Source organism: Saccharothrix sp. S26 (assembly GCF_021390395.1).
Classification (GTDB): Bacteria; Actinomycetota; Actinomycetes; order Mycobacteriales; family Pseudonocardiaceae; genus Actinosynnema.
In genome coordinates, this window is sequence record NZ_JAJUWT010000017.1 from 73,039 (window position 1) to 93,416 (window position 20,378).

Annotated in this window: 14 protein-coding genes; 5 read left to right on the plus strand and 9 right to left on the minus strand. The window is 73.3% G+C overall.

Annotated features, from left to right (window positions below; translation table 11 throughout):
• Nucleotides 1–26: 26 nt before the first annotated feature.
• On the minus strand, nucleotides 27–2,930 hold the full coding sequence (locus tag LZG04_RS26365; RefSeq protein ID WP_233821564.1) for a tetratricopeptide repeat protein: 2,904 nt from the start codon (nucleotides 2,928–2,930) through the stop codon (nucleotides 27–29).
• A 202-nt stretch (nucleotides 2,931–3,132) separates the two neighbouring features.
• On the opposite strand from LZG04_RS26365, the gene LZG04_RS26370 reads away from it, so the two are divergent.
• Entirely contained in the window at nucleotides 3,133–3,597 is a 465-nt protein-coding gene (locus tag LZG04_RS26370) for a DUF6875 domain-containing protein (RefSeq protein ID WP_233821566.1), read from the plus strand.
• A gap of 77 nt (nucleotides 3,598–3,674) precedes the next feature.
• Here the strand turns inward: LZG04_RS26370 and LZG04_RS26375 are convergent, their stop codons facing one another.
• The 3 genes from LZG04_RS26375 to LZG04_RS26385 all read right to left on the minus strand — a co-directional run bounded on the left by LZG04_RS26375 (nucleotide 3,675) and on the right by LZG04_RS26385 (nucleotide 8,986).
• Nucleotides 3,675–4,964, minus strand: a complete 1,290-nt coding sequence (locus LZG04_RS26375) for an RICIN domain-containing protein (protein ID WP_233821568.1) — start codon at nucleotides 4,962–4,964, stop codon at nucleotides 3,675–3,677.
• Between the two features lie 37 nt (nucleotides 4,965–5,001).
• Nucleotides 5,002–6,477, minus strand: a complete 1,476-nt coding sequence (locus tag LZG04_RS26380) for an RICIN domain-containing protein (protein ID WP_233821570.1) — start codon at nucleotides 6,475–6,477, stop codon at nucleotides 5,002–5,004.
• A gap of 265 nt (nucleotides 6,478–6,742) precedes the next feature.
• On the minus strand, nucleotides 6,743–8,986 hold the full coding sequence (locus LZG04_RS26385; protein WP_308199329.1) for a cellulose binding domain-containing protein: 2,244 nt from the start codon (nucleotides 8,984–8,986) through the stop codon (nucleotides 6,743–6,745).
• A gap of 462 nt (nucleotides 8,987–9,448) precedes the next feature.
• Between LZG04_RS26385 and LZG04_RS26395 the strand changes: the two genes are divergently transcribed.
• The 4 genes from LZG04_RS26395 (at nucleotide 9,449) to LZG04_RS26410 (ending at nucleotide 15,277) form a co-directional block, all read left to right on the plus strand.
• The gene (locus LZG04_RS26395; RefSeq protein ID WP_233821572.1) at nucleotides 9,449–9,601 is read left to right on the plus strand and encodes a hypothetical protein; all 153 of its coding nucleotides are present in this window, start codon (nucleotides 9,449–9,451) and stop codon (nucleotides 9,599–9,601) included.
• Between the two features lie 352 nt (nucleotides 9,602–9,953).
• Entirely contained in the window at nucleotides 9,954–10,454 is a 501-nt protein-coding gene (locus tag LZG04_RS26400; protein WP_233821573.1) for a SigE family RNA polymerase sigma factor, read from the plus strand.
• On the plus strand, nucleotides 10,454–11,527 hold the full coding sequence (locus tag LZG04_RS26405) for a hypothetical protein (protein ID WP_233821575.1): 1,074 nt from the start codon (nucleotides 10,454–10,456) through the stop codon (nucleotides 11,525–11,527). Before LZG04_RS26400 ends, LZG04_RS26405 begins: the two co-directional genes overlap by 1 nt.
• A 78-nt stretch (nucleotides 11,528–11,605) precedes the next feature.
• Complete coding sequence (locus tag LZG04_RS26410) at nucleotides 11,606–15,277, plus strand: S8 family serine peptidase (RefSeq protein ID WP_233821577.1); 3,672 nt, start codon at nucleotides 11,606–11,608, stop codon at nucleotides 15,275–15,277.
• A gap of 211 nt (nucleotides 15,278–15,488) precedes the next feature.
• Here LZG04_RS26410 and LZG04_RS26415 read toward each other — a convergent pair whose 3' ends face one another.
• The 5 genes from LZG04_RS26415 to LZG04_RS26435 form a co-directional block, all read right to left on the minus strand.
• On the minus strand, nucleotides 15,489–15,968 hold the full coding sequence (locus LZG04_RS26415; RefSeq protein ID WP_233821579.1) for a hypothetical protein: 480 nt from the start codon (nucleotides 15,966–15,968) through the stop codon (nucleotides 15,489–15,491).
• A gap of 134 nt (nucleotides 15,969–16,102) precedes the next feature.
• On the minus strand, nucleotides 16,103–16,372 hold the full coding sequence (locus tag LZG04_RS26420) for a hypothetical protein (protein WP_233821581.1): 270 nt from the start codon (nucleotides 16,370–16,372) through the stop codon (nucleotides 16,103–16,105).
• A 472-nt stretch (nucleotides 16,373–16,844) separates the two neighbouring features.
• Nucleotides 16,845–18,281, minus strand: a complete 1,437-nt coding sequence (locus LZG04_RS26425; protein ID WP_233821583.1) for an aminotransferase class V-fold PLP-dependent enzyme — start codon at nucleotides 18,279–18,281, stop codon at nucleotides 16,845–16,847.
• Complete coding sequence (locus tag LZG04_RS26430; protein ID WP_233821585.1) at nucleotides 18,278–19,606, minus strand: ATP-grasp domain-containing protein; 1,329 nt, start codon at nucleotides 19,604–19,606, stop codon at nucleotides 18,278–18,280. The genes LZG04_RS26425 and LZG04_RS26430 overlap by 4 nt, the downstream gene beginning before the upstream one ends.
• Nucleotides 19,603–20,097 carry a hypothetical protein gene (locus LZG04_RS26435; protein ID WP_233821588.1) on the minus strand — a complete coding sequence of 165 codons (495 nt, stop codon included), beginning with the start codon at nucleotides 20,095–20,097 and terminating at the stop codon, nucleotides 19,603–19,605. The genes LZG04_RS26430 and LZG04_RS26435 overlap by 4 nt, the downstream gene beginning before the upstream one ends.
• Nucleotides 20,098–20,378: the final 281 nt, after the last annotated feature.

Sequence of the window (20,378 nt, forward strand, 5' to 3'; positions counted from 1 at the left end):
CCGGCGACGACACCACCGCGCGTGGCTCACGCGTGCTGGTGGGTGACTCCCAGGCCGGCCCGCGCGCGGTCCTGCTCGTCCTGGTCACCGGTCTCGGCGGCGATGCGCAGGGCGGCGGCGTGCGCGGCGCGGGCCTCGTCGGGTCGACCGGCGGTCCGCAGGGCTTCGCCGAGGCCGTTGAGGGCGCTCGCCTCCCCGTATCGGTGACCGAGGTCGCGGAACGTCTCCAAGGCGGACGTGTAGCAGTCGTGCGCCCGGGACCAGTCGCCGAGCCGCAGGTGCACGTTGCCCAGGTTGCTCAAGGTGACCGCCACGCCGTAGCTGTGGTCCAGGCGCTGGAACAGCTCCAGGGCCCGGGTGAGGTGCCCGACCGCGTCCGGGTGGCGACCCAGGCTCGCGCACACGTCGCCGAGGTTGGCCAGCGCGATGGCCTGGCCCGCCGCGTCGTCGAGTCGCCCGAACAGCTCCAGCGCGCGTTCCAGGTACTCGACCGCGCCGGCGTGGTGACCGGGACGGCTGTGCGCGTTGCCGAGGTTGAGCAGCGCCGCCGCCTCCCCGTAGCGGTTGCCCAGCCGCTGCTGGAGGGACAGCGCCTCCAGGTGGAGTGACGCGGCGTCCTCGTGCGCGCCGAGCCGTTCCTGGACGATGCCGAGGTTGGACAGCGCCCGTGCGGCGCCGTAGTGGTCACCGGTCCGCCGGTGCAGCTCGATCGCCTCGCGCAGGTGTTCGGCCGCCTGCTCGTAGTCGCCGAGGATCCGGCGCAACGCGCCGAGGTTGGTCGACGCCGAGGCCAGCATGGCGTCGTCACCGGCCCGCCGGGCGGCCCGGGACGCGCACTCGTGGATGGCCGACGCGTCCGCGTAGTGGCCGCCCTCCAGGTACCGGTACAGCGTGTTCGCCAGGTCGACCGCGCGGCCGGGCCGGTCCTCGCGCTCGGCGAAGCGGCACAGGGCGACGAGCGTGGGCCGTTCGGCGTCGAGCCAGGCCCGCGCGGCGTCGGCGGCGAACGGCGGCGGCAGCGTCACGGGCACGGCGGGCCGGTAGGGGCGGTCGGCCGGGTAGAGCAGGTCCATCGCGGACGACGCGGCGGCCAGGTGGTGGGCGAGCAACCGCTCGACGGCGGCGCGCCGCTCCGGCTCCGGGTCGTGCTCGCGGGCGAGCTCCTCGGCGTAGGCGCGCAGCAGGTCGTGCACGGCGAACCGGCCACCGGGCGTCGGCCGCACGAGGTGGTTGCGCGACAACGCCTCCAGCGTCGCGCGCGCGGAGTCCGGGTCGCCGTCGGTGAGGGCGGCGAGCGCGAACGGCGTCACGTCGGGCCCGGGGTGCAGCCCCAACCGCCGGAACGCCGTCGCGACCTCCGGCCGCAACTGCAAGTAGGACCACGAGAACACGGTCCGCACGGCGGCGCGCACGTCGTCGCCGACGTCGAGCACGCGCAGCCGGCGGCGGCGGTCGGCCAGCTCGCCGGTCAGCTCGGCCAGCGGGCTGGTCGGCCGGGACACCGCCAACTCGGCGGCGACGCGCAGCGCCAACGGCAACCGGCCGCACCGCGCGGCCAGCTCCACCGCGGCCGCGGGTTCCCGGCGCACCCGCTCGCCGATCAACGCGCGCAGCAGCGCCACCGCGTCCGGCTCCGGCAGCAGGTCCACGTCCAGCCGGTGCGCGCCGTGCAGCGCGACCAGGCCCGCGAGGCTGTTGCGGCTGGTCACCAGCACCAGGCAGCCCGGCGTGCCGGGCAGCAGCGGCCGCACCTGCTCGACGGTGGCGGCGTTGTCGAGCACGACCAGCACCCGCCGGTCGGCCAGCTCGGCGCGGTACCGCGCGGCGCGTTGGTCGGCGTCGACCGGGACGTCCGCGCCGGTCACGCCCAGGCCGTCCAGCAGGCGGCTCAACGCGTCCTGCGCCGCCACCGGCGACCGGGCGTCGTAACCACGCAGGTCCACGTGCAGCTGACCGTCGGGGAAGTCCGACCGGATCCGGTGCGCCCAGTGCAGCGCGAGCGCCGTCTTGCCCACGCCGGCCGTGCCGGACACCACGACGATCCGCACGCCGCTGCGCTCGGCCGCCGCCACCCGGTCGAGCTCGGCCAGCTCCGCTCGGCGGCCGGTGAAACCGACCACGTCCCCGGGCAGCTGGTTGACGCCCGGTGGTGATGGCGGGGGTCCGGCGGGGCTCTCGACGGGTGCTTCTTCGAGCGCGTCGAGGTAGGCGGCGGTCAGCTCGGGGCCGGGGCCGACGCCCAGCTCCTCCGTCAGGTGCCGCCGCACGGTGTTGTAGGTGCCGAACGCCCGATCCCGCTGACCCGACGCGGTGTACGCGCGGATGAGCAACGCGTGCATCGCCTCGTCCAGCCCGTGCGCGGCGACGTACTCGACGAGCGCGGGCAGCACGTCGCGCGCCGCGCCGGCCTCGATCATCACCTCGGCGTGCCGGGCCAGCGCGGCCCGGTGCTCCCCGGCCAGCGTCACGACGCCGGGGTGGTCGGCCAGCACCGGCACGTCGGCCAGCGGACGTCCGCGCCACAACGCCAGCGCCTGGCCCAGCAGGTCGGCGGCGCGCGTGGGGTCCGTCGCGCGGCACGAGTCGGCGCGGGCGACCAGCGAGCGGAACCGGACCAGGTCGACCGCGTCCGCGGGCAGGCTCAACGCGTACCCGTCGTCCACGGCGGGCAGGGTCGTGCTCGGCGCGCGGGGGCCGCGGCCGGGTTCCAGCAGTTGCCGCAGGTGCTTGACGTGGGTGTGCAGGACGTTGGTCGCGCTGGGCGGCGGGCGTTCACCCCACAGCGCGTCGACCAGTTCGGCCCGCGTCACCGGCTTGCCGTGGGCCAGGGCCAGCAGGCCGAGCACGGCTCGACGACCGGCCGGGCCGAGCGCCAGCGCGGCGCCGTCACGCCAGGCCCGCAGAGGACCGAGCACCTGGACGACCAGCACGCACGACCCCCATCGTGCCGCTCGACGCGGCGGGACTGCGAAGGCTCCATGCTGGCACGCCGTCCAGAGCCGCTCCAGCCGCCATCCAGACGATTTCCCTGGCGGCTCAAGGAACTCCGCGACCTCGGCTGATCTTGCCGGCCGGGGTCCGCGGCAGGCGGCGCGGAGTCGAGCACCGCGGCCCCGCCAACCGCCCGGGGCGGTGCGGTTCATCCTCGCCGAGCCCGGCACGGTCACCGGCGTGACCCTGCCGGAGGCGCTGGACCCGGCCGTGTCGCTCACCACCACCGCCGAGCCCGGCACCGAGGTCCCGCCGCCCTGGCCCGCTACCGGGCGTGGTACCTGGACCTGCGCGCCCCGTTCCTGGCTGTTCCCGGACCTGTCGCAGGAGGAGGCGTCCCGACTCGTCGACGAGGCCCAGCTGAGCCTCAAAGCCGACTGCGCGGCCCAGGGCGTGATGATCGGCGAGTTCCACGACGGCCCACCACCCAAGCCCGGCCTGTGGAACCCGCACTCCCGCCCGCCGCGCAGCCCGGTGCCGATGCCGGCGATCCGGTCGTTGGTGTCCACGGACTTCCCGTTCCTGCGCGACGACCCGGCCTTCGTCGCCGCCGGTTTCGGCCTGACGCCCGCTCCGCAACCCGTGGGGCACGCGACGCGCCGCTGAGCACCCGGCAACGAACTCACGGGGTGCCGCCCACCCGATCGAACGGCGAGGGGCGGCACCCCGTGAGGTGCGGTGCGTCAGGTGCGCTGGCGGGTGAACCGCTGGTTGGGGCTGCCGTTGTAGGTCCACTGGGAGATCCGCGCCCCGTCCGCGGTCGAGCGCTCCCACACGTCCATGGCCAGCCCGGACTGCCGGTTGACCAGGCTGATCACGTCGCCCCCGTGCTCGACCACGCGCCACTGCTGGCTCGTGGCGCCGGTGTCGGGCTGCTGGGTGATGTCCGCGCCGTTGGCGTTGCCCGAGACCTGGAGGACCAGGCCGCTGTGCCGCGCCTTGATGCGGACGTAGCCGTCACCGGAGTCGAGGAACTCGAACTGCTGGTTGGTCCGGCCGTTCGGCGCCCACTGGACGAGCCGGGCCCCGGCCGCGGTGGACGCCTCGTTGATGTCGGCGGCCTTGCCGCTGTGCTGCGCGACCAGGCTGTAGGAGCTCGAGACCTGGCGCAACGAAGAGGCCAGGCCGATGCCCTGCTCCCGCAGCGCCGCGGCGACGACCTCGGCGATGCGGGCCGCACCGGCGGCTTCGAAGTGGGTGTGGTCGTTGCAGAAGAACGCGCCGACCGCACCCTGGCTGTAGTCGCCGTTGTTGGGGCACAGGCGCAGCGAGTTGTACAGCGCGACGCTGCGCTGGTGCAGGTCGATGACCGGCACCTGGTCGGCCTGGGCCTGCGCGATCGTCTCGGACACGAACCCGCGGTTGCCCACGGCGGTCGAGCCCGAGCAGCGGATCGCCGCCACCGGCGTGACGTAGATCGGCTTCACACCGCGGGCCTTGGCCTCGCGGCCCATGGTGGACAGCAGTTCCCGGTACCGGGCGGTGCCGACGTGGCGCGGGCAGTTCGAGTCGCCGTCGTTGATGCCGAACTGGATGATCAGCCAGTCGCCCGCCTGCATCCCGCCGCTCGCCAGCATGTCCGCCCAACGCGAGGCGTACGTGCGGGGGCTGACCACGCACTCGCCGGCGGAGTCCTTGGTGCTCTTGACGTTCGACTCGTACAGCCAGGTCTGGATGCTGCGCCCGCCCACGGCGTTGTTGACGACGGTGACGTCGTCGTTGAACAGCCGGTCGAACTCGCGACCCCAGCCCACCGGGCACGTGCTGTTGCCGTTCGCCATGGTGGAGTCACCGGCCAACCACACCTTGAACGGGGCGAGGGCGGCGGCCGCCCCCGAGTCGGCCTGCGGTGCGGCGCACGGCGCGGGCGCGGGCACGGCCTGCGCCGGTCCGACCGGCAGCACGACCGCCGTCACCGCGGCGAACAACGCCGCCGCGACCGCCAGGTACCGGTTCCGTGAAGATGTCCTCATTGACGCTCCCTGTCGTTTTCGGCGGAGTTCGCGTGTGTCAGCGGACCTGGGCGGACCCGATGACGCCCAGCCGGACGGCCTCGGTCAGCACCAGGCCCGCCATCTGCGCCGCGCCGTACTCGGAGAAGTGGGTGTTGTCGCCCGCTTCCCTGGTCAGGAAGAGCTGCTGGGACCCGGTGGTGCCCAGTTGCTGGACCATGTTGGCCGACAGCGTGGTCAGGTCGATCAACGACGTGCCCTGCGCCCGTGCGACGGCCTTCATCTCGTTGGGCAGGTTCGTGCCGACCTCGTTGACGTGCCAGGCGGTCCCGGTGAGGCGCCCGGACGAGTCGAACAGCCGGCGGACCGGCGGCGTCACCAGCACCGGCGTGCCGCCCGCGGCGCGGACGTCGCGGACCATGCGGGTGAGGTTGTCGCGGAACGCGGTGGCGCTGGTCTGCTTGTCGTTGTGGCCGACCTGGATCATGACCGTGTCGCCGGCCCGGGTCTGCGACCGCACGGCGGGGAACAGCGCCGAGTTGGACAGCACCGAGCCGGAGCTCTCGCCGGAGTCGGCGTAGTTGGCCACCGACAGGCCCTCACGCAGCCGCGAGGGCAGCAACTGGCCCCAGCCGGTGTAGGGGGCGGTGGGCTGGTCGCACACCGTGGAGTCGCCGACCAGGAACAACGCCGGCGGCCTGACCTGCTTGACGGTGATCGCCGAGACGGCGGGGGAGCGGCCGTCGAACACGAGCGTCAACCCCGGCGTGCCGGTGCCGCCCTGGCCGGTCGGCTGCCCTTCGGGCACGCGCACGTTGACGGTGACGACCCGGTCGGCGAACTGGCCCGCGCCGGTGTCGACGGCGTCGAGCACCCGGCGACGGGCCTCGGCGGTGATGCCGGTGTTGGCCGCGCGGGACGAGCTGCCCAGCCGCACGGTCACGTCGTAGTGGCCCGGCGTCACGTCGTAGCGGCACGTGATCGGCGCGGTGCCGGTGCAACCGCCGGGCACCGGGTCGGTCGGCGTGGTGCCGAGCCGGACGAGCTGCCACTGCTGGTTCGTTCCGCCGTTGACGTCGTACTGGGACACGCGCGCTCCGTCGGCGGTCGAGCGCTCCCATACGTCCAACGCCTTGCCGCTGTTGCGGTTGACGATCCGCACGTACCCGCTGTCGGTGTCCACCAAACTGAACTGCTGGTTGGCCGCGTTCTTGTCGGTCCACTGCACCACGTCCGCGCCGTTGGCCGTGGACGAACCCGACACGTCCACCACCTTGCCGCTGTAACGCGACTTGAGCCGGTAGTAACCGCCGCCGGAGTCGACGAACTGGAACTGCTGCGCCGGCGAATCGACCCGCGCCGACTGCACCACCGCGCCACCGTCCGCAGTGGACTGGACCTGCATCGCCTTGCCGCTGTGCCGGGCCACGAACACGTAGCTCGCCGCGGTGTCCACGGTGGCGGCCTGAGCCGACGGCGCGACGGGCGCGAGCGCCGCGACCGCGCCGACCACGAGCACCAGTGCCGATCGCACGACCGCACCGCATGACGACAATGTCATGTGCGTGCCTTTCAGCTGAGTGGGCACGGCGGCCGGGCCGCCGGGGCCGAGAGGATTTCTTCAGCCGAAGTGTCACGGCGCCTATCGTGACCGTCAACGGTCGCATCTCGTATGGGGTGACCGTTGTCCGCGTTGGAGGAATGCGGAAAACCGCCCCCGTCCAGGCACGACGAAAACTCGCGCGTGCCCGGGCCTTGCGCGAGGCCCGGGCACACGCGAGCGCTTGGTGGAGCCGGGGTCAGCCGGCGTAGTGCACGTCCGGCCACGGCGGGGTGGCCATGCCGCTGCCGATGTGGAAGCTCGGGTGCGGCGGCTGGTTGTAGGCGGTGTTCTGCCACGCGATGGCGACCCGGTACATGGTGTCGTGCATCAGCGTGGGGATGCGCCGGTCGGTCTGGTGCGGGGTGGAGTAGATGCGCAACCCCGAGTTGTCCGACTTGCGCCAGACGACCTCTTCGCGCCAGTCGCCGAACAGGTCGGCGCTCAGGGCCGGGGTGGCCTTGGTGCCGTTGTTGGAAGCCACACCGGAACCGGTGAGCAGGCGGGTGTCGCCGCTCGTGCCGTACTTGTCGATCCGGGTCTGGTCCAGCAGCTCGCGCGTCGGGTCGCCGTCCCACCAGATCAGGAAGTTCATCGACGACGGCTTGCGGCCGACGTTCTGGCCCGCGCCGTTGCGCAGGCTGCCGTCCGCCGCCGACCACATCTCCGCGCCGGGGTTGCCCGCGTAGATGTCGTCGGCCACGCCGCGGCCGTTGTCACTGCCCGACGCGGTCGTCCACAGCCGCTGGCCGGTGCGGGCGTCGGCCAACCACGAACCAGGCTTGGACGAGTCCTCGGAGACCTTGAAGTACTCCAGGCCCGGCCGGGAGGGGATGAAGTCACCCGCGTGCGCCGCGTCGCCGTGCCCGAGGCCCGTGGTCCACAGACCGCGGCCGTTGTCGTCGATCGCGGCCGCGCCGTAGAGGATCTCGTCACGGCCGTCGGCGTCCACGTCGGCGATGCTGAGCGAGTGGTTGCCCTGGCCCGCGTAACCGGACTGGTTGTTGGAGTCGAACGTCCACCGCTTGGTCAGCGTGCCGTTGCGGAAGTCCCAGGCCGCGATGACGGCACGGGTGTAGTAGCCGCGCGCCATGATCAGGCTGGGCCGTTCGCCGTCGAGGTAGGCCGTGCCGGCGAGGAACCGGTCGACGCGGTTGCCGTAGCTGTCGCCCCACGAGGAGACGTTGCCGCGCGGCGGGTCGTAGTTCACCGTGGACATCGCCGCGCCGGTCTGGCCGTTGAACATGGTCAGGAACTCCGGGCCGGACAGGATGTAGCCGGAGGAGTTGCGGTAGTCGGCGCTCGCGTTGCCGATCACCGTGCCCCGACCGTCACGCGTGCCGTCCGCGGTCTTCATCGCGACCTCGGCCTTGCCGTCACCGTCGTAGTCGTAGACCTGGAACTGCGTGTAGTGGGCGCCGGCCCGGATGTTGCGCCCGAGGTCGATCCGCCACAACCGCGTGCCGTCGAGCCGGTAGGCGTCGATGAAGACGTTGCCCGTGACACCGGACTGCGAGTTGTCCTTGGCGTTGTCGGGATCCCACTTCAGCACGAACTCGTAGTCGCCGTCACCGTCGAGGTCGCCCACGCTCGCGTCATTGGCGACGTACCCGGAGCCCGGGGACTGGATCGGCACGTCCCGGTAGCCGGCGCCGAAGGCCAGCGACGCGGGGGACGCCGGCTGCTCGGCACCGTTCACCACGGCGCGCACGGTGTAGGAGGCGTCCGCCGCCGCGCCGTTGTCGAGGTAGTTCGTGGACGACGTGATCGGCGAGGAGTTCAGCTTCGTGCCGCCGCGGTACACGTTGAACCCGACGTTCTGCGGGTCGCCCGCCAGCAGCCGCCAGCTGACCAGGTTGCCACTGCCGGACCGCACGCTGACCACACCGCGGTCCAGCCGCTCGACCTGCTTGCGGCCGGTCGGGTCCGAGGGGCCGGGGCCGGGAGTCGTGGTGGTGGTGGTGGTCGTTGTGGTCGTCGTCGTGGTGGTGCTGGTGGGCGTGGTGGTCGTCGTCGTGGGGTCGACGTCGCCCGTGCACGTGGTGCCGTTCAGCGTGAACGACGATGGCACGCCGACGGTGTTGCCGGTCATCGTGCCGTTGAAGCCGAACGACGCCGTGCCGCCGGTCGGGATCGACCGGTTGTAGTCCACGTTGGCCGCCGTCACGCTCGCGCCCGACGCGGTGAAGGTCGCGTTCCACCCCTGGTCGAAGCGCTCCGAGCCGGGGAAGGACCACGCCAGCTTCCACCCGTCGACCGGGTCGCCGAGGTTCTTGATCGTGACGCTGGCGGTGAACCCGCCCTGCCACTGGGTCTGCACCACGTAGTCGACCCCGCAGCCCGGGGCCGCCGAGGCCACACCGGCGACCAACAGGCCTCCGGTCACCGCGCTGATCGCCGTGGTGGCGGCCAGTGCGCGCACTCTGAACGAGTTGGTGAGCACCGTTGCTCCTCCGTCGCAGGTTCTGGGAGCGCTCCCAGTCCGGGTCGAGGGCCAGAGCCCTCGTTTTGAAACGATTCATCTTTCCGAATGAGTTCCGGAAAGCGTTATCCAGCTATGGCCACTGTGTCGGTCAGGTCGCTTGCGCGGACCCTGGGTGATGTCCGGTTTTCGTTGGCGTCCACGGTGTTCCGGCCCCAACGACGATGGGGAGACCGTACGAACGGCGTGATCCCGGTGTCAACAGGCGTGGGCGAAAAACTTTCGACTGCCCGGCGCGCATCGCCCGAACGGTCCTGTGGCCGGCAGCCGTGCCGACCCGTCGACGCCCGCTGTCGAACGTTCGACGCGAACCCGCCGCCACCACGTCGAAAGCGCGTCGAACGGACGACGTCTCGATTGGACCGGCCGGGTGCTGCTCCGTCGCGGCGGCGAGGCGGGCGGCGAGACCCTGGGGTGATGTGGATGGCCAGTCCGTCGAGCGAGTTCGACCCGGCCCGCAGGGTGCAGCTGTGCTCGTCGACCCGCTCCGGGGTCGCGGTCGTGGGCGCGATGCGTTCGGCGGCCGTTGACACCGCCCGTGACGAGCACCCGCCGACGGTGACCGCGGCGCGGTGATCTCGCCGGGGCCGGGCCGGCTCAACCCGGGCCGGGTCGTCGGCGTGCACGCGAACGGGCTCGCCGCGTTCACCGGGGTCGGCCCTGGCGAGGTTGGGTGAGCTGACCGAGGCTGAGCGGGCTCGGCTGCGCCACCTCGACCACCTCGAGACCGAGCGGTCCGGTTAGGCGATGATCCAGATCAGCCGGCCCCGGACCCTGGCGCACGGGCCGCCGCCGTGGAAGCACCCGACCTGCTCGTCGGCGACATCCGCGAGTTCTTCCGCACGCTGCGTTGACACCGTTCCCCGCTGCCGGGAATTTTCCGCCGTGTCGGTAAACAGCTCGCCCCCGGGCGGAGTCCTTAGTGGTGATGGCTGACTACGAGAACTTCGTCCGGGCGCGGCTGCCGCGGTTGCTGCGCTACGCGACGATGCTCACCGGCGAGCGGGAGCTGGCCGGTGACCTGGTGCAGGAAGTGCTGGTCAAGGCATACCGCCGCTGGCCCAGGATCCGCGACGCGGACAACCCGGACCGCTACGTCATGCGGATGGTCACCAACGGCTACTTGTCGTGGCGGCGCAGCAGGTCCGCGCGGCTGGTGGCCGTGGGCGAGGTTCCCGACGAGGCGCGTCCGGACGACTTCGCCTCCGACCACGCGTTGCGCGAGGACATGTGGCAACGGCTGGCGCGGTTACCGCGACGCCAGCGGGCCGTGCTGGTCCTGCGCTACTACGAGCAGTGGGACGACGCCGAGATCGCCGACCTGCTCGACTGCGCCCGCGCCACCGTGCGCGCCCACGCCCACCGGGCACTGACGACATTGCGGAGCGGCATGGCCGTGGACCACATGGCCGAGGCTAGGGAGAGTTGATGAACGCAGACCAGACCGAGGTCGAGCGACTGGTCAGGGACGCTTTCGCCGCGCACGAGCACATCGCGCCGGACGGCGACGCGGTGTTCGCCGCCGCACGGGCGCGCATCCACCGCAGGCGTGCCGTGCTGAACCGACCGCTCGTGGTCGCCGCCGGGGTGGTCGCGCTGACCCTCGCCGCGGCCACCGCCGTGGTGCTGAACCGGCCCGACCCCACCCCCGCGGACGGTCTCGCCGGCCCCGCCGAGCAGCTTCGGACCGCAGGCCCGACGAGCGGCGCGTCGGCCGAGCCCGCCGTCGCCGACCTGCCGATGCCCTTCGCCCTCGGGTGGTTGCCGGAGGGCTCGGTCGAGTACGTGGCACGGCGGATCAACATCGGAGGCTCGGCGGAGGACCCGGGCACACCCCTGTACGGCGGCGAGTACATGCTCACCGTGACGGCCGACGACCAGGTCCTCCGCATCGACGTCCAGCAGTTCCGGATGGTCTCGGTGGACCAGGCGGCGTTCAAGTCCGGTCCCGGACGGTCCGTCACCGTCAACGGGCAGCCCGGTGTCGAGAGCGCGAACCCAGACGGCCTGGGCGCCTACGAGCTGTACGTGGCGCACCCCGACGGCGGCTCGATGTACGTCAACGTGTCCAACCCGCCCGGCGGCACGGTGCCCGCGGCACGGCTGGGCGAGGTCGGCCGGCGGATCGCGCAGGACCTCCGCTTCCCGGGCACGGCGACCGTCACCCCGGCGTTCGGGTTGCGCGACCTGCCGGGGGACCTGCGGGTGTGCGCCTTCGAGGTCGCGAAGCGGTCCGACGCGGGACCGGGTGTGAACACCCGCTACTCGGTGGGCACCTGCGAGGTCTTGCCGCCGATCATGGTCGGCACCGGGGGCCAGGACGTGCCGACCGGCACGCCCGGCGAGCCCGTGCAGGGCCGGGAGACGCGGTACGTCAGCGAGAACGGTCACCAGAGGCTGTGGGTGCTCGACGCCGTGGACGGCTCGGCGGTCCAGCTCGGCGGCCCCGTGCCGGTGGCGCAGCTGTACGACATCGCCGGTCGTCTCGTCCTGCCCGACTGAGCGAGCCCGGAACCAGCGAAACTGATCGGAGGACATGTGGTCGGCCGGAGAAGATGGTGGCGGCGTGGGGGCGGGGCCGTGTCGGTGGCCGCACTGGCCGCGAGCGCGGTCGCGGCGGTGGGCACGACGGCGCTCGCCCAACCGGACGCGGCTGCCGGCGGGGGTGAGCCGGTCTCGGTCACGCTGGTCAGCGGGGACCGGGTGCAGCTGTGGGGCAGCGGTCCGTCGGCCCCGCTGCGGGTCGAGCCCGCGCCGCGCGCCCACCCCGTGCCGTTCCAGGACTACTGGCACGACGGCGACCGGTACGTGGTGCCCGGTGACGCGGCACCGCTGGTGAGCGAGGGAGTGCTGGACCGGGAGCTGTTCAACGTCACCGGGCTGGTCCGCCAGCGCTACGACGACGCGCACACCGCGGCGGTGCCGCTGCTGGTCGAGCACGACGACACCCGGAGCCTGGCGTCCACGTCGGCCGGCGTCGCGGTGCGCCGTGAGCTGCCCGACCTCGACCTCACCGCGCTGGACCACGACAAGGACCGCGTGGCGGACTTCTACGGCGCGCTGACCGCCCGGACGCCGTCCGCCCGCGCCGCCGCGGGGGTGCGCAAGGTCTGGCTGAACAAGCGGGTCCGCGCCACCCTGGACGAGAGCGCGTCCCAGGTCGGCGCGCCGACAGCCTGGCAGCGCGGGCTGACCGGGGCCGGGGTGCGGGTGGCCGTGCTGGACACCGGGATCGACACCGACCACCCCGACCTGGCCGGCAAGACCGCCGTCAGCCAGGACTTCACCGGGACCGGCGGCGTCGAGGACGGCCACGGCCACGGCACGCACGTCGCGTCGACCATCACCGGGACCGGTGCCGCTTCGGGTGGCCGGTACCGCGGCGTCGCCCCGGACGTCACCCTCGCGGTCGGCAAGGTGCTCGACGACACCGGTTGGGGCACCGACGACAGCGTGCTCGCCGGGATGCGGTGGGCCGCCGCCGAGTCCGGCGCGAAGGTCGTCAACATGAGCCTGGGCGGTCAGCCCACCGACGGCCGGGATCCGTTGTCCGTCGCGGTGAACACGCTCAGCCGCCAGTACGGGACGCTGTTCGTGATCGCCGCCGGCAACTACGGGTCGGCGCGGACGGTGGGCTCACCGGGCGCGGCGGACGACGCGCTCACCGTCGGCAGCGTGTCCAAGCGCGACGAGCCGAGCCCGTTCTCCAGCCGCGGCCCGCGGCTCGGCGACGGCGCGGCCAAGCCGGAGATCAGCGCACCCGGCGGCGGCATCGTGGCGGCCCGGCCGGCCGGCGTGCCCCCGTTGGGCGAGCCGGTCGGCGACGGCTACCAGCGGCTCGACGGCACCTCCATGGCCGCGCCGCACGTGGCCGCCGCGGCGGCGATCCTGGCCCAGCAGCACCCGGACTGGTCCGGACCCGCGTTGAAGTCGGCCCTGGTCGGCAGCGCGCGGGAAGTGCCGGACGCCGGCGTGTTCGGGGTCGGCACGGGTCGGCTCGACCTGGTCCGGGCGACCGCGACGCCGGTCATCGCCACGGCGGCCGTCTCGGTGCACCTGGCCTGGCCCAACACCGGGTCGCAGGAGCGCCGCACGGCCACGTGGACCAACACCGGTCCGTCGCCGGTCACGCTGGCCGTCCGCGCGGACCTGGTCGACGAGCAGGGCCGTTCCGCCCCGGCGGGTCTGGTCGCGCTCGGCGCGGACCGCGTGACCGTGCCGGCCGGTGGCAGCGCGTCGGTCGAGGTGGTCGTCACCGGGCAGGAGGGCCGGTCCGGGACCTACTCCGGCGTGCTCGTCGCCGACGAGCCCACCGGCGCGGTCCGCACCCGCACCGCGATCTCGGTGTACCAGCAGGAGCAGCGGCACTCGTTCACGCCGACCCTGCTGGACCGCAACGGCGTCGAACCCGCGCTGAACGGCCGGTCGTCGGCCTACGTCTTCGACCTGGAGTCCGGCGAGGCCTACCTGGCGTTCTCGGGCACGACCATCAGCCTGCCGCGCGGCCGCTACGCCGTGCACGCCTCGATCAGCACCGCCGAACCGGGCCGCCCGTCGTCGTACACGGTGGTCAGCCACCCCGAGCTGACGCTGGACCGCGACGTCACGCAGGTGTTCGACGCCCGGATCGGCCGGCCGGTCACGGCCGAGCCGGACAACCCGGCCGCCCGGGGCGGGACGCACGCGCTGGCCGCCCTGTCCCGGTTCGAGGACTGCGACTGCCGGTTCGCGCTGGTCTACGAGGGCGACGCCCGGTTCGAGGCGATGTACGCCGCGACCGTCCCGGGCACGGCGTCGGACGCCTACGCGCTCGGCCACTCCCGCCGTGCCACCGAGCCGACCTTGGAGATGGTGGCCGACGACGGGCAGCGGTTCGACGTCGACCTCCGGCTGCTGTACGGCACGCCGCCGACCGAGCAGACCGAGCTCACCGCGGTCTACGGCGGTTCGGGCACGCCGGAGGACCTCGCCCGGATCGACGCCGCGGGCAAGCTCGTGGTGATCGAGTTCGACCCGCTGATCGGCCGCGACGAGTGGCTGCGCCGGGGCGTGAACATCGCCCGCGCGGGCGGCAAGCTGGCCCTGATCCGGTTCCTGGAAGAGGGTTCCGGAGCGCCCGCGCCGCCGGGCGACCCGGTGGAGGGCGAGCCGGTGCCCGCGTTCTACGGCCACGACAACGGCACCGTGGACCGGCTGGTCGAGCTGGTCAAGCGCGGGGAGACCGCGGTCGACTACGCCGGCCGGGAGAGCACCGACCTGCGTTACGAGCTGATCCACGGCGTCGAGCGGGAGGTCACCGGGCCGGTGACGTACCGGCCGGCGACCCGCGACCTGGCCGCCGTGCGCGCGACCTACCACGACAACGCGCCCAACGTGGCGGGCTTCGCCGCCTTCGGCGAGCTGTACGGCCGCTACCTCGGCACCGGGTGGTTCGCGCGCACGGCGTCCCAGCGGGAACGGGTCGAGTACTTCACCCCCACCAAGTGGGAGCTGCTGTGGAGCACCGGCCCGAACACCCTGACCGACACCGCGACCCTGGCCGCGCACCGACCACCCGCCCGGGTCGCGTGGAACAAGGCGGTGATCGGGCCGTCGTTGCGCGGCACCACGGTGAACACCCGGGACGAGCAGCCGCACCCGTGGTCCTGGCGCGACCGCGGGCGGATCAGCGTCAAGCTGCCGATGTACGGCGACGCGGCGGGCCGGCCGCGCCAGGTGCACCCGTTCAGCGACGCCACCGGGAAGATCACCGCGTACCGGGAGGACCAGGTGCTCGGCCAGGTGCCGGTGACCGAGTTCGCCGAGTACGCGGTGCCGGACCAGGACTCGTCCTATCGCGTGGAGGCCGAGGCGCGGCAGGCCGGCTCCGCCTGGACGCTGTCCACAGTGGTCAGTGCGAAGTGGACGTTCCGGTCGTCGTCGGCGGGCGAGGGCAAGGCGCTGCCGATGCTGACGGCCAGGTTCGACCCGGCGGTGGACCCGCACAACCGGGCACCGGGCGACCGCCCGTTCTCCTTCCCCGTCCACGTCGAGCGGCAGGACGGCCCGGCGCGGATCACCTCGCTGTCGGTGGACGTGTCCTACGACGACGGCGTGACCTGGCGACCGGCGTCCACCCGCCGTGACCACGACCGCTGGACGGTGACCGTGCGCCATCCGCGCGACGGTTACGTCTCGCTGCGCGCCCGCGCCGCCGACGCGGACGGCAACCGGGTGGAGCAGACGATCGTCCGGGCGTACCAGCTCCGCTGACCGCGGCGAGCCCGGTGGCGCTTCCCGCGCCACCGGGCCTCGAGCGGTGGGCTGTCAAGGGAGGTCGAAGGCGTCCGGTTCGGCGAGTGCGGGGGGCGTTCACGTCGTCCCGGGTGGTGGAGGGCATGACGTAGACGTGGGTGAGGGTGTCGGGCCCGTGCTCGTGGCGGGGCAGGGGCCACTTGGCGGTGACGTGGACGGCGGCTGCGCGCTATTCCGTCACCACGGTCAACACGTACCGGTAGCTCACCTGGGCGGCGGTGTTCCTGGTGACCTGGCCCTGTCCGCGGGCGTTGGCGTACTTGCCGGTGCCACCGGTGATGGCCATGGTCGTGTTCTCGAAGCCGGCGTCGAGGGACTTGTAGGTGCGGAGGCTGGACAGGTGCAGCTCGTCGTTCCCGAGCCGGAAGACGGAGGTGCAGTGGGTCCTCACCTCGGGCGGCACCGCCGTGGACACCGCCAGCACGCCGCAGTGGGAGTGGCCTTCGCCCACCTTGGCCCGTCCCGTTCCGTCGAGCAGATCACCACCGCTGACGAATCCGCCCCCCACCGCGATGTTCGGGAGAGCCGACATCAACGTCCGCTGGGCCGTCACCTCCACCGTGGTCTGCCGGTCGCCCGCGAGCGCGGGCGCGACCGCGCCCACGAGCGCACCGACGAGCGCCGCCACCGCCCAAGGTCGACCCTTCATCCCCGCACCTCCACCTGGCGAATCGGACACCGCTGCCGACGCTAGTTCCCCGACGTGGTAACGGCATTCGCTGGATCAGGCGGACCCGAACGGTTGATGGGCAAAGAATTCAGTGACGGCCGCGCACGTCACCTTCAGTCGAACGGGTGGGGGTGGTCCCAGTTGTCGAGGGGGTCCGGGTGGGGGTGGTCCCAGTCGTCGAGGGGGTCCGGATGGGGGTGGTCCCAGTCGTCCAGCGGGTCGGGGTGCGGGTGGTCCCAGTCGTCCAGCGGGTTCCCCCTGGCGTCCGCGCCGGCCGCGCGGTGGTCCTGGTGCCAGGGTTCGGACTGGGCGACGTCGAGTCCGGCGACCAGCGCCAGGGCGGTCATGCCGGTGGCGGCTGCGGTGGCGAGTACCCGTCGCATGAGTCTTCCTTCCTTCGGGATGCGTGCTGCCGGCGGAATAGCCGGCGATGCGGGACACGTAACCGGTGCGGCCACGCTTCACCCGAAGTCGTCGCCGGTCCGGTGGAAGGGATCCGTGAAGAGGTCGCACATGATCGCCCACCGCAGTGCCGACGTTGCCCTTGTGCTCCCGATCGAGTGGCCGTGTCCCGCTCAGGTGACGTGACGGTGACCGAGGAGCACCGAAGGGCGGCGTTCGGGGCAGGGAACCCGTCCCCGATCTCCGGCCGGGAGGCCCTGCGGAGCGGGTGCGCCACCGCCGTGCCCCGGACCCCGCGGTCAGGCCGCTGTCGTCGGACCTCGCCGCCTTGCAGGGGGGTCGCGGGAAACCAGGCGGTCGGGCGCTTGGTGGAGGAGCACGCGGACGTGGACCACGACCCGGTCGGGTGACGACCACCGCATCACCATTGCGTTCGGCGTGGCCCCGTGACGGTCACCCCAGTGCCCGCCCCGCGGCCAGGACGTCGGTGACGAGCCTGTCGACGTCGGCCGCGGTGGTGCGGGGGTTGATGGTGCACAGCCGCAACGCGCGGCGGCCGTGCACGGTGGTCGTGGCGATCAGGAACCGGCCGCCGCCGTTGACGGCCTCGGCGATGTGGTGCTGCCTGGCGTCGAGGTCCGGACCGTCAGCCGCCGACCGCGGGCGGTGCCTGAAGCAGACGATGCCCAGGCTCGGCCCGGCGAGCAGGTCGAGCTCGTCGCTGTGCTCGACCAGCGCGGCGGCGTGCTCGGCCAGGTCGAGCCCGTGGTCGATGGCGGCGCGGAAGGCGGTGACGCCGAATCCCTTGAACGACAACCACAGCTTGAGCGCCCGGGCGGAGGTCGTGAGCTGCACGCCGTGGTCGGAGAGGTTGACCTCGTCAGGGGAGGGTCTGGTGAGGTCGAGGTACCCGGCCCGCGCGCGGAACCGGCCCAGCGCGAACGCCCGGCGCAGCGTGGCCGGGTCGCGCACGAGCAGGCAGCCGATCTCGTAGGGCTGGAACAGCCACTTGTGCGGGTCGACGACCACCGAGTCGGCCTGCGCCAACCCGGCCAGGGCGGCGCGTCCCCTGGTGGTCATCGCGGCCGCGGCTCCGTGCGCGCCGTCGACGTGCAACCAGAGGCCGTGCTCGTGGCACAGCCGGGCGAGTTCGGGCAGCGGGTCGACGCTGCCGGTGTTGGTGGTCCCCGCGTTGGCCAGCACGAGGAACGGGCGGCGGCCGGCCCGCCGGTCGGACTCGACCTCCCGCCGCACCCGGGCGGGGTCGAGGCGGTGGTCGGCGCCGCGCAGCAGCCGCACCGAGTCGCCGAGGCCGAGCACGTGACAGGCGCGCAGGACGGCCGGGTGGGTCTGGTCGGAGCAGTACAGGACGGCGTCGGTGGCGTCGTCGCCGAGCCGGTCGTGCCTGGCCGCGGCGACGGCCGTCAGGTTGGCCACCGTCCCGCCGGGGGTGAACACCCCGCCGCTGCCCGCCGGCAGCCCGAGCAGCTCGGCGAGCCACCGCGCGGTGACCTGCTCGATCGCCGCCGGGCCCGCGCCGACGAACCACGCGCCGGGTGAGACGTTGAACCCGGAGGCGAGGAGGTCGCCGAGGACGCCCAGGAAGTTGTTGGCGCTGGGGATGAACGCGAAGCAGCCGGGGTGGCCCAGGCGCAGCGACCGGGGCAGCACCTCGGCCGCGAGGAAGTCGACCAGCCCGCCCGGGTCCGACGGATCCTCCGGAACGGTCTCGGTCAGGAGGTGGTCGACCTCTTCGGGTTCCACCCGCCGGTGCACGGGCCGGTACCGTTGCCCGGTCAGGTGGTCCACCACCAGGTCCACGACCTGGTGGCCGAGCTGGCGCATCCGCTCGGCGGTGAGCTGGAGCTCGTGCGGGGCGGGCTCGGTCACCGCGGTGGTCCTGCCGTGACGGTGACGGCCCGGCGGATCGCGTCGACCCAGGCCCGGGCCTCGGGGTCCAGCGCGGGCCGGTCGCCGACCGGTGCCACGCGGTGGGGCAGTTGCAGGAGCACGAGTTCCTCGCCGGGGCGCACCGGGTCGCCGGGCAGGGCGTGCCGCCACAGCAGCGCCTCGCCGGGACGCAGGTCGGTGAGCCGCGCGGAGCCGGACGGCCGCAGCACGCCCGCGTCGAGCCGGTAGCACCCGGACTCGGGGATCGCGTCGAGCACGCCGTGACCGGTGGCGGGCACCACGAGCTGGCTCAGCGCCAGGCACCTGGTGCGAACTCGCCGCACCGGCACCGACGGGAGCAGGCAGGCCAGGGCGTGCGTGCCGAGCATCGGCAGCAGCCCGGCGGCGATCTCCTGCGCCTGCACGAGCGACACCACGGTCTGGAACCGGGGGTTGATCTCGACGGCGAAGACCGCGCCGTCGACGGTCGCGACGAGGTCGAGGCCGAACGCGCCGCGGAAGCCCAGCTCGCGGAGCTGGTCGCCGACCCGTTCGCACACCTGCGCGCACCGCACCCCGACACCCGGTGGCAGCTCGTCGTCGGCCACGAGCTGGTTGCCGCAATGCGCGCCCCAGAACCCGGTGAGCTCCGCGAGGCCGACCAGCTGGTGGGACACCGCGGACGCCACGGTCACGTCACCGGTGACGCACCCGCTCACCGTCAGCGGGGTGCCCGGCACGTGCGCGGACACCCGCAGCAGCTCGCCCCGCCAGTCGCCGAGCACCGCGCGCAGCTCCGCCACGTTGGTCACCAGCCGGGTACCCTTGCCGGTGAGGTTGTTGACCCGGCGCTGCACCACGACCGCACGGCCACCGCCCGCCGCCCAACAGGACTCGGCGTCGGCCGGCTCGGCCAGGACCACCCGGGCTCGCGGCACGGCCACGCCCGCGCGCTCGAACAACCGCAACGAGTCGATCTTGTCGGCGGCGACCGCCACCGCGGCCCGCGCCGGCGCGAGCAACCGCAGACCGCGCGCCACCGCCCAGGCACGCGCACCCGTGCCGTCCTCGGGGGCGAAGGTGATCCCGGCTCGTCCGGCGGGCACCCGACGGGCCACGACGGGCGGTGCGGGTGGTCGGTGTGCTTCCGCGCGGTGGTCGCGGTGCTCGTACCGCAGCCACGGCAACGCGGACCGGGCGGAGGCGCTCAGGAACGGCGAGCGGTCGTACCACCACAGATCGGGGGCGAGGTCGCGGAGCAGGGACACCGAGCCCGCCGCCGTGCCGGCGATCTCGACGACCCCCGCGGTGGCTCGCGCGGTCACCCGATCACGAAGGTGCCGTGCGCGGTCTGCCGCTGGACACCCTGCCCGAGGCAGGCCACGAGATCCGGCGTCGGCGCGGTCTGGGTCGCCTGCGCGGGCCGCCCCGCGAACTCGCCCGCCGTGATGGTCCCGGTCTTGGTGACCACGTCCAGCCCGGGCAGCGAGCTGACCGTGACGGTGTAGCCGAACGTGCTGCTGCGGCCGTCGCCCCAGGTGATCACCCGCGTCTCGGGGACGGCGGCGACCGGTTCGAGGCAGCCCGCGTCGCGCTCGACGGTGAAGCTGCTCGAACCCCCGGTGACGACGGCGCCCGTCGGTGACGCGCACGAGGCGTACTGGTCGTGCACGTGCGTGGTGACGGGCCTGGGCAGCAGCACGACGCCCGGTGAGTACGTCCACGTCGACGTCGTCTCGCACAAGACGACGCCCGCGGCCGACTCGGGCTCCGCCCGCGCGACGCCCGGCACGACCGCCGACAACGCGACCAGCACGGCAGCGCCGCGAACGACGGCGGCGAGACGACCGGGACGAGCACGGAACGCGCCTGGCTGCATGGGTGACGACCGCTTCCGGATCGGGGTGACGGCTCGGAATCGCGGGGTCGAGCCTAGGGGCTCGCCTGGCGGGAACAGGGAAACGTCACTCGACACGGTGATCTCTCGACCGTTCGGCGTGTCCTGCGCGGTGTCCGCCGGAACGTCGAGCCCGTGTGACGTCCCGGCCGGCCCGCGCAAGCCCGCCTAGGACCGCTTCACCGCCAGGGTGGTGACCC